At 68.5% G+C, this 10,078-nt stretch carries 6 protein-coding genes; all 6 read right to left on the reverse strand.

The window, feature by feature from the left end; genetic code table 11:
- Positions 1-994 (reverse strand): glycosyltransferase family 9 protein (locus AC2VOK_RS16440; RefSeq protein WP_428901435.1); only part of this gene is annotated, 994 nt, incomplete at its 3' end.
- Positions 991-5,205 carry a type VII secretion protein EccCa gene (gene eccCa, locus AC2VOK_RS16445; protein WP_428901436.1) on the reverse strand — a complete coding sequence of 1,405 codons (4,215 nt, stop codon included), beginning with the start codon at positions 5,203-5,205 and terminating at the stop codon, positions 991-993. The genes AC2VOK_RS16440 and eccCa, both read right to left, overlap by 4 nt.
- A gap of 2 nt (positions 5,206-5,207) precedes the next feature.
- Positions 5,208-6,695, reverse strand: a complete 1,488-nt coding sequence (eccB, locus tag AC2VOK_RS16450) for a type VII secretion protein EccB (RefSeq protein ID WP_428901437.1) — start codon at positions 6,693-6,695, stop codon at positions 5,208-5,210.
- Positions 6,695-7,549 (reverse strand): hypothetical protein, encoded by an 855-nt coding sequence (locus tag AC2VOK_RS16455; protein ID WP_428901438.1) that lies wholly within the window; start codon positions 7,547-7,549, stop codon positions 6,695-6,697. Before AC2VOK_RS16455 ends, eccB begins: the two co-directional genes overlap by 1 nt.
- A 98-nt stretch (positions 7,550-7,647) precedes the next feature.
- Positions 7,648-8,640, reverse strand: coding sequence for a hypothetical protein (locus tag AC2VOK_RS16460; RefSeq protein ID WP_428901439.1), 993 nt, complete (start codon positions 8,638-8,640; stop codon positions 7,648-7,650).
- A gap of 107 nt (positions 8,641-8,747) precedes the next feature.
- Positions 8,748-9,371: a DUF5631 domain-containing protein gene (locus AC2VOK_RS16465; protein WP_428901440.1), complete on the reverse strand. Its 624-nt coding sequence runs from the start codon at positions 9,369-9,371 to the stop codon at positions 8,748-8,750.
- Positions 9,372-10,078: the final 707 nt, after the last annotated feature.

Genomic DNA, 10,078 nt, shown 5'->3' on the forward strand with positions numbered 1-10,078 from the left:
TCAGGCCATGCTCGGCGCTCAGGTCTTCCACCGCGCCCAGCACGTCTGCCACCGTGATACCGCTCATGGACCGGCGGTCGATGTGGCGGTGCGGCCCGAACCGGAACCCCCACGTCATCGATCGCGTCAGCCCGAACAGCCCCACGCCGGGGAACCGCGCCAGATCGGCGGCGTGCAACATGCACGAATCGACGCCCAAAAAGAGGTCCGCTTCGGCCACCAAGCCCATCGCGAGGTCCAGCGGCAGCCCGAGGTGGGGGATGACGCGGTCACGCTCGTACCCGACGTTGAGCTCCTCCTCGCCCATCCCCACAACCCAGGCGACGAAGTCGTCGTGGCGCGCCAGAAGCCGGTCCAGCACGTCGATGAATCGGGTTATCGGCCAACGCTTCTCGGAGCAATCGGTATCGGCGTGCACGACGAGCACCTTGACTCCGGCGGGCAGCCCGGCCCGCATCGCGCGGGTTTGCTGCTGCACGGGCGACGGGATGGGCGCCGGCTGGGAGTAGGTGTCGGCCCGGGCCGCGGGATCGAACAGTTGCGCCAGCTTGAAGCACAGTTCGACCGAGTGGCACGCCTCCTTCGCGACGACGACGTCGTAGTCGCCGTTGTCGTTGGCGAAGCCGATGCTGGTCGCGGGAGCAACCCGGCGCCGCAGCGCCTGCCCGGTCTCGGACGGCCAGCGCAACACCGTGGTGTTGACGAACAGGTCGACGGGGCCGATCTGGGCTGCCAGCGCGTCGATGTCCGGCGGCCGACGCGAGGGCACGCCGTGGGTGAGGAATCCCGGGATCTCCACATGGCGATCGCTCACCTCCCGGAAGCACAGGTCGAAGGCCACCTTCGGGCAGATCATGGTGATCGGGGCGCTGAACATCTGGCCCAACGCCCGCACCGTAGGCAGCGTCAGGATCGAATCGCCGATCTTGGCGTCGAAATACACCGCGGGACTGCGGGCCTCGAGCAAACCGCTCAGCGCGGCATCCGGGCTCACTGGGGCGGGATGGCCGTCGACGGCATCCCGACCAGGACCCCCTCGACGTCCCCGTCGGCGCTGAGCAGCAGCCCCCGTCCGGGTGGCAGCGCCTGCGCGCGAACGACGCGGTTGATCCTGTTCTGCGGGTCGTTGTCCATGTAGAGCTGCGACACCTTAGCCGAATTCTGGAACCGCATCCACGGATCCATCTGCAGCGTCGCCCAGTTCGAGCTGTTACGCGTCGTGAACACGTGCAAGCCAATCTGACGGGCCCGTTCGATCAGCTTCCACAGCGCCGACCCCACCGGCGGCTTGGGCGGGTAGCTCTGATCCGGCCGCAGATCCTGCACGTCGTCGATGAGCACGAAGTGCCTTGGGCCTTCCCATGGCTTGAGGGACCGTAATTCCTTCTGGCTCAACCCTTTCGGTGGTAGCCGGGGCAACAACACCTGCTGGGCGAGCTCGGTGATGACCTCGTCGATCTCGTCCTGGTCGTAGGCGTACGCGCGCACATACCCCGGGCCGTGCAGGTCCCGCAGGCCGTGCGGCGCGGTCTTGGGGTCGATCAGTGTCAGTTGGGCCTCGTCGGGGCCGAACCGGCTCATGACGGCCTCGCCGATGGCCACCAGTGCCGTCGTCTTCCCGCAGCCCTGCCTGCCCAGGATCATCAGGCCGGGGGTGTCCCGCAGCGTCAGCGGGACCGGGCCCAGGTCGTGGCGTTCGCCGATGGCGAAGGCGATCGACAGGTCGTCGCCGCTGGGATGGGCGGCCTCGTGCTCGAGGATCGCCCGCAGCGCCACCTGTTGCGGCAGCCGTTGCAGCGTGGCGTGCTTGGTCACACCGGCGACTTCGGCGATGCGGCCGCCGACCTCGGTGATGCCGACCAGCGCGCCGCTGGCGGGATCCGCGAGCGCTGGTACGCCGACGCGCAGTTCGTGCAAGCTGTCGCTCAGACCGAAGCCGGGCCGGTTCAGCGTGCGCCGCGCCGCTTCCCGCGACTCGATCGACGAGTGCCCCATCTGGCTCTCGCTGGGGTCGGCCAACCGCAACTGGATTCGCGCGGTGGCGTTTTGCAGCAGGCTCTGGCGCTGCCCGTGGATCCAGCCGCCGGCGCTGCAGATCACGTGCACACCGTATTCGGGACCCCGGCTGCTCAGTGAGATGATGCGGTCGCCTATCAGGGTGTCCTTGGAGTACAGGTCGTCGTAGTCGTCGAGGACCACGAACACGTCGCCGAACGGATCGGTGGGATCGGTGCCGCCGAGGCCGTCGCTGCCGGGGCCGAACCGGCGCTCACGGAAGCCGTCGAGGTCGATCTTGAGGTGGCGAAACGAGTCCTCGCGCGCGTCGATCAGCGCGTCCATGCTGCTCAGGATGCGTTCGATGCCCTCGTTGTCCTTCGGGGACACGATGTCGGTGACGTGCGGCAGCGACGCCACCTGCGCCAGGGTGGCCCCGCCGATGCAGAAGAACGTCACCCGGGCCGGGCTGTACATCGTTGCGGCCGAACACATCAGCGTCATCAAGGTGGTGGTCTTGCCGCACTGCTTGGCCCCGACCACGACGATGTTGCTGCGCAGCGCGTCGAGCGCGTAGACCACCTGGCGGGACTCCTCGGGGATGTCCATCACGCCCACCGGGAACATCAGCCCCGGGTTGCGGCCGTAGTCGACGTGCCAGGGCTTGCCCCGGTAACCCGCCACCAGCACGTCGACGGGCTCGGGGTCCTCCAGCGGTTCCAGCCATGGGCGGCGCGGCGCGCAGTGCGGCACGGCGCGCAGCGACTCGCGCAGCACGTCGACGACCTTCTTTTTCTTGAAACCGTCTTCGTGGTAGAGGAATTCGTCGGGTTCGACATCGACCACGGCCGCCGCCTCCAGCGCTGCCGCATCGGCCACGTCCAGGGGCTGATACTGCCAGTTGTACAGCCGCGGCTTGGTCAGCGTCATGTCGACAGTGGTGGCCGCCGGTGCCGTCTTGGGCACCACGAACGGCGCCGAGAGGTAGAAGCAGCGGAACGGCTCCAGGTCGCGCGGTCCCACCTTCAGCAGCGCGAAACCGTTCTCCTTCGACGGCAGGTGATAGGCGGCGTCCGAGCCGATCACCTCGCGGCTGTCATCACCGGACTCGGCGCGCAGCGCGATGCGGAACGCGATGTTGGACTTGACTTTCTGCAGCGACGACAAATCGAGGCGCTGCCCGCCCAGCATGAAGAAGACGTTGGCGCCGCGGCCCTCCTGCCCGATGTGGATGATCAGGTTGATCCACTTGTCGTGGTTGGCGAACAATTCCAGGTATTCGTCGACGATGACCAGCAGCACCGGCACCGGCGGCAGGTCGCGCCCGGCGAGCCGGATCTCTTCGTAGTCGTTGGCGTCGCGTGCACCCACCGACGTGAACAGCTCATAGCGCTGCTTGATCTCGCCGTCGATGACGCGGCGCATCCGTTCGGCCAGGTGGCGCTCGTCCTTGCCGAGGTTCGACAGTGCGGCCACCACATGCGGGATACCCAGGATGTCCTGTGCCGCGGATTCGAATTTCATGTCGACGAAGATGACGTTGAACGCCTCGGGGGAATGCGTCAGCGCGATCCCGTAGACCAGCGACAAGAAGAACTCCGACTTGCCCGAGCCGCTGGTTCCGATCACCACGGAGTGAAACCCGAAGCCGCCGAAGTCTTTTGCCCGCAAGATGATGTTCTGCAATTCGCCGTTCGGTTTGGCCCCGACGGGGATTTCGCACCACCGCTCGTCGCCGCGCCCGCGCCGCTCGACCCACAACCGGTCGACGTCGAGTTCACGGGGGTCGCCGATGCCGAGCGCCCGCAGCAACTCGGCGGCTCCGCTGGCGGAGTCGGCGGCGTCGGCGCTGCTGGTCGGCGACCATCGCGCCATCGCCCGCGCATAGCGGTAGGCCCGGTGAAGGGACAGCTGGTCGGCGTGCGCGAAGAACTTGCCCCGCAACCGCACCAGCGGCTCGGGCCGTTCGTCGTCGTGGATGTCCGCGCCGTTGCCGGCGGATTTCGCCTGCCCGTTCACCGAAATGCTCGGCGTGCGGTTCCGCTCACGCATTTCGAAGACCTGGTCGTCGGCGAATCCCACTCCGGTGCCCACCCGGGATGCGATGCGCAGCACGGTGATGCCGGCTTTGCCGACCTGACCGACCACACTCTCCCACGCATCGGGGCTGCCGGTGTTGTCGTCGACGATCACCAAGTGTGGTCCCAAGTCCACCGCGGCGTTGCCTTGTCCGGTTTCCAGCGCTGAGCCCATCGCGGTGGGGCTGGCCGCCACCGGCGGGGTCCACGCGCCCCGCTTTCCCTTCCTGTGCAGCTCGGCGCCCAACGCCTCTTCCAGCTCCTCCGGGGTGGCGAATACCATTCGCCGCCAACCGCATGCGTCGAACAGCTCGTCGTGCAGGTTGTGCGGCAGCCACACCATCCAGGACCACACGTCCGGACTGCGGGTCACCACAATCAGTTTCACGTCGCGGGGATTGTGAAACACCGCCAGCGAGCACAACACGGAGCGCATCAGCGAGCGCAGCCGGTCCAGATCCTCACCCACCAAGCTGAAACCCGGCGCCGAACGCAGGTTGACGACCTTGGCGATATCGCGAATCTTGCGCTGCTCCAAAATGAAATCGCGCAGCGCCTGCCCGGTGACGGGTTCGAGTTCCTCATCAGAAGAAATGTCGGGCCAGGTCACCGACAACACCGAGTCCGGGGCGTGCTGCACCCCGGTGCCCAGCCGCACCTCCAGGAAATCCGCGTCCCCGCGACCGCGTTCCCACATCCGCGGACCGCCGATGATCGCCCCCAGCCCCTGCGGGTCGGAGTGCACAGCATGCTGCCATTCGCGCTGCGCACACACCGCGGTCTGGATCTCGTCCCGGTTGCCGTCGAGGTCGCGCAAGTAGCGGCGGCGCCCGCGCTCCATTTCGCCCCAGGTGATCTTGCGCGCACGCCCGAACCGCCCGGAAAAGGCCAGCATGCTGAACGCGCCGATGCCCATCAGCGGAAAGAAGCCCGTGGTCACACTGCGCACACCCGAGACGTAGAGCATGACCACCGTGCCGATCAGCGCCACGATCAGCGCCGGCACGCCGATCATCACCCAGATGTTGCGCGGTTCGCGTTCGGCAAGCGCGATCGGCGCACTCGGTGCCACCCGCACCGGTTTCGGAGGCTCGAGCCTGAGCCGGTTGATCGCAAAAGCCCTCTTCGACATGTCTAGCCTCCGGCTCTCGCTGTTGTCGTCACCACGGCCACCTTTCCGAGTGCGGGCACGGTGTCGCGGGCCACCAGTGCCGCCTGCTGCGACAGGGCCGGTCCCGCGGCGAAGGTCCGCAACAGCGGCCACGGCGCCTGAACCGCCGCGGCCGGGTCCAATCCCAGCGCGCGCAATGACGCGTCGTCGGCGACGATCCCGAACCGCACCCCGTTGGGGGAAACCCAGAACAACGATTCGCGGGAGTCCGAGGTGATCACGCCGCTGGTCGACGCCACGAAATTCACCGCCCCGGGTAACACCAGTACCTGCTCGGCCACCACCGAGGCCGGGCCGCGGTCGTCACGGACCAGGTGAACGATCCGCTCGTCCATGGACGCGAGCACCGGAAGGCCGCGCCCGTTGTACACGGCCACCCGGGCCTGCGGATCCGTCGAAGCTTTCTCCCAGGCCACACAGGTGGTCGGATTCGCCGTGGAGTCAACGAAATTCAGCCGCCCGCTCGGGTAATAGTCCACGGGTAGGGAGTTGACTTCGGGCGTGCTGACAAGCACGTCGGGGGTCACCGATCGCGGCGTCGTCGACCCGTAGGAATTGGAGCTGCGCAGCAGATCGGCCACGAAGCTGGTGATCTTCTGCATCCCGTCGGGCAACAGGACGTAGAACTGGCTTGTGCCGCCAGAGGTTTGGGATTGGAGCACCGCGCCGACCCGGGAGCCCGCCACCCATTTCGACGGCGCACCCGCCTCGGGGATCGGCGGCACGGTCAGCGGCTCGGTCGCCGGCAGCGCGTCGAACAGCGCCCGCGAGATCTCGACGGGGGACGCGACGCCGGGGTCGAGTCCCAGACTCAAGGTGACCGCCCGGTTGGCTGGGTCGATCCGCGAGCGCTTGCCATCCCAGATCACGTAGGCGCTGTGCTGGAAGGTGACCAGCAGGCCCGCGTCGCCGCGCAGCGGTGCCGCGCGGCCACCCCCGTTGAGCAGGCCCGCGATCGAGGTCACCACCGGCTTGTCCCCGCTACGCGGGCGGCCCGCGGTATCGCACAGGGTCCACGCCGAGACCGCGCCCCGGTTCACCGGCATGGCCGCCGGCGCTCCCGGGATGCCGATCATCGGTCCCGACGGATACTTTGCGATCTCGGCGGGCTTGACCCAGGTCGGCTGCGCCGCCGAGCCGGTCGCCAGCCGCGCCGAGGTCAGGTTCAGCGCCGGATACAGCCGACCGTCGATGCGGGCGTAGATCGCACCCGAATCGCGGTCACCGATGATCGTCGAATCCCCTACCGCACCTGTTGGTTTGAGCACATTTAGCAGAACCATCCAGCCGCCCGCGATGGCCACCAGCACCATCGACAACGCCAGTGCGGCGGTCTGCTTGCGGTCGTCGTGCTTCATCCGCACCGAGAAGCGGGTCGTTGCGGCCCGCAACCGCCGGTTGTAGAAGAGGTGGCCGGAATTCTGGTCGCGATTGGACAAGCTCAGTGGCATCAGTACCCCCGGGGAGATCGGCGCGGATCGGCCTGCTGGATCCGATCGGCCAGATTTGACGCGTCGGCCGCGACCCCGTAGCGGGCCCGGGCATAGTTGATGAACGCGCACGCCTGCGCCACCAGATCGTGAATGTCGCCAGAGGTTCCGGGTTCGTGGTACGCGGCGAAGGTCGGCGCGACGAACTGCCAGGCTCCCCGGCTCGGAGTGCCCCTCGCCGCGTTGGCATCCCAGTTGTTCACCGCGCCCGCGTTGTAGCCGGACTCGCGCCGGGCGGCCAAATCCATGCCGCGCCGCCAGCGGGCACGGGCCGCGGGATCGTGAATGCCCTTGATGTCCAGTGCTTTACCGATGGCGGCCTGCACGGAGGCGCGACCGCTGGCGTGGTGGCTTCTCTGCTGTAGCCGGTAGCCCAGGCGGCGCAGTCGATGCGCGAACAGCCGTGATCGCTGACGTGATCGAGTGATGTATCGGTGCTGCGCCCGAAGCCGCGCCGCCATCCGGGTAGCCGCCTCTCGCCGGCCCAGCGGCGTGTCGGCGCTGAGCGCCGCGTCGGATCTGGCGGAGGAAAGGATTCGTCGTGTCGCCGCCCTGGCGTGGGCGTGTTCGGCCCGCGCCGCCGCCATGATCCGTGTCAGTGCCTCGTCGGCTTCGGCCAGACCGTGCAACCTGCGCGTGGACCTGGTCGACCGGCCGGCGGCCGCCGGGATCTTGTGCGCCGCTGATATCGCGTCGGTACGGGAACGGATTTGCGCGGGAACGTCACCGACGTCGCCTCCGGTGGCGTCGCCGGCGAACAAGGAATGGCCGCGGCTCAACGCCGCGACTGCCTCGGTGACACCAGGATCGGTCAACGCCTTTCCCGTTCACACCGTGCTGTAGCCGCGTCAGCACGCACCGTATCCATACCGGACAACTCCCACATTTTCCCGTCGGCGCCGTCGCCGCCTGCTCACTCCTTCGCCGCGTCCTCACTCGGCATGATCACGATGCGCCGATTCGGCCTATTGGTCACCACGGTCGGTTTATCCTCACCGGGCTTGGCGACGGGCGCGCTCGGCGGCGGTACCGTGAGGCGGCCCTTGACCGGCTGGCCGTTGGGCACCCCAGGTGCCGAAACCCGCTTTTCGCCGGGCTTGTCTTTTGCGTTCTCGCCGCTGGCGCCCACGGCACCCGGCATCATCGGCATACCGGTCATCCCCGCTGGCCCCCTGGCCGCGGTAGCGCCCTCGCTCGGTGGCGGCGCGACCGGTCTCGCCGGCGCCCCCGCGGGGGTTGTCGGCGGCGACGATCCCGGCACCGGCGGGGCACCCAGCGATGCGGCCGGTGTGGTTCCATCGCCGATTCCACCGCCGCCGGCGCCGGCCTCCGGGTCGACACCGAGGCCGTCGACCAGTTCCGCGGGGTCCCCGGCCTCCAGCGCCCCGACACCGTGGGACGCCTGCTGGACCGCGCTCATCAGTGGTTGCATCGCGCTTTGGCTCGCCTGCATGGCCTGTTGCGGGATCTGCGTCAACGCGCCCATGATGCCTCCGAGGGCACCGGTGAGCGCACCGGTCAGGCTCGACGCCGTCTGCTCAACCATTTGCATGCCCTGCTGGCCACCGGCCTGTGCGCCGACCGCTTGCATCTGCTGCGCCGAGTCAGCTTCGTTGGCAGGGAACTTGGCCAAAGCATCGGCCAGGTGCGCCCGGCGGTCCGCGTCCGCCTCGGCACTGGTCGCGACGTCACCGGGCACCCCGACGTTGCTCGCGGCAACCAGAGCGCCGGATGCCGCATCGACGGGTGAGGTTCCGGGCGGGGGCGCCGGGGTCGGCGCGACAGGCGGCGGCAACGGTACTCCGTAGAGAGCCTGCGACAACGTATCCGGCGTCACCTTGATCGTGGTGCCGGGCGGCCCGAGGGCTCCGGGTGCGGGGACCGGCGCAGAATTGTCTCCGGTCACGTCGTCACCTCATTTCTCACGCTTGGAGCCGTCGGCCCGCCTGACGCGTAGTCGCACGTCTCGGCCATTTTGGCACAGCACGCGTCTGGCGGTATTCACGTTGACATTCACCTCGACCGAGGCAGGTGGCGCTTGGGATCGTTGCGGCTAGTCAGCGCGTTGAACCAGGCCAGGTGGTAATTCGCCAAGTATTCACGGTCGCCGATGAGGGCCTCGACTGCCGCGAGAAGCATCCAGTCCGCGACGGCGGCCGGATCGTGAGCGGGATAGGCGTTCAACACCGACCGCCGGACGTCGGCGAGGCATGCGCGCAAGAGTGTGGCTTCGTTTTCGAGCACACCCGTCTTCCGCACCGCCGGCGTCGCGACTGCCTGAGCTATCCGCGGCAGACCGTCACGGCGCCGCACGGCATCCACCAGGGTGGGTCCGAGTTCGTCGACCGTGGGTGCCTGGCTGCGCGCGGGCCGGTCACCGCTCAGCGCCGGTGCGTCCGGGCCGGGTTCGGCGACGTAGGCGCCGGGCTGGTGGGCGGCCGCGGTCACCACGGCTCCCAACAGGTCGACGACGCTGGCATCCCGGCGGCGCGCTGCCGGTTCGAGCAGCGTCAGGTGGGCGGGCAGCCGGACGTGCGGCGGAATCCACCCGCAGGCCAGGTCCGTGACCAGCAGAGTCGTGGTGCCGTCATCGCGCAACGCGGCCGCCCACGACAAGTGCGGTTCCTGGCGCGCCACCGCGTCGACGATGCGCTGTAGACGTCGCTGTTCAGCGGCCCGACTCGAGGCCGCGCCGACAGTCGCCCCGGTCGCGGCCGACGCCGCCGATGCTCCAGCCAGGCTCGACGAACCTACGCCCGGCTGCCCCGCTGCGGTTGGGAAGGCAGCCCGTTCGGCGGCAGAAACGATCGGTCCCCCCGTCGACGGGGACGACGGGGTTGTCGGCGCGACCGGCGACCCAGAAACCGGTGCCGTCGGCGTCGAGACCATGGCGGGGGGCGCGACCACTGGTTGGCGCAGATCCGATCCGTATGCGGGCAGCGGCCCAGCGGGAGCGACGGGCCCACCGGTCGCCGACGCCGGCCAGGAACCCCCTGTCATCACCGCGGGCGCCACCGGCACACCGCCGCCGGTCGTCGACGCCTGCGGTGCAGAAGTGGTCAGGGCATCTATGGGACCACTTGCAGGAGTTAATGATTCACTGCCGGACATCGGTATGGAAGGTACGGCGGGGGGCGCCAGCGGAGGCAACGCCTGCGGCGGCGCACCCGACCCCGCTCCTATCGGTTGCATCGGTGGAACCGACCCCGTTCCCATCGCTTGCATCGCGCCCGAGGACAACGATTGCGCGCCGGCACCCGCTGGCTGACCGGTCGCCATCCCGGATATGAACGACTGGCCTAAAGAGTTGGGGGACAAGCCTTGACCCAGGGATGCTGGGGCTA

Source organism: Mycobacterium sp. TH-M116 (assembly GCF_057473685.1).

Bases quoted from the DNA above. Each gene is read 5' to 3' on its own strand.
- eccCa (WP_428901436.1), bottom strand. From the start codon at position 5,205: ATGTCGAAGAGGGCTTTTGCGATCAACCGGCTCAGGCTCGAGCCTCCG.
- eccB (WP_428901437.1), bottom strand. From the start codon at position 6,695: ATGCCACTGAGCTTGTCCAATCGCGACCAGAATTCCGGCCACCTCTTC.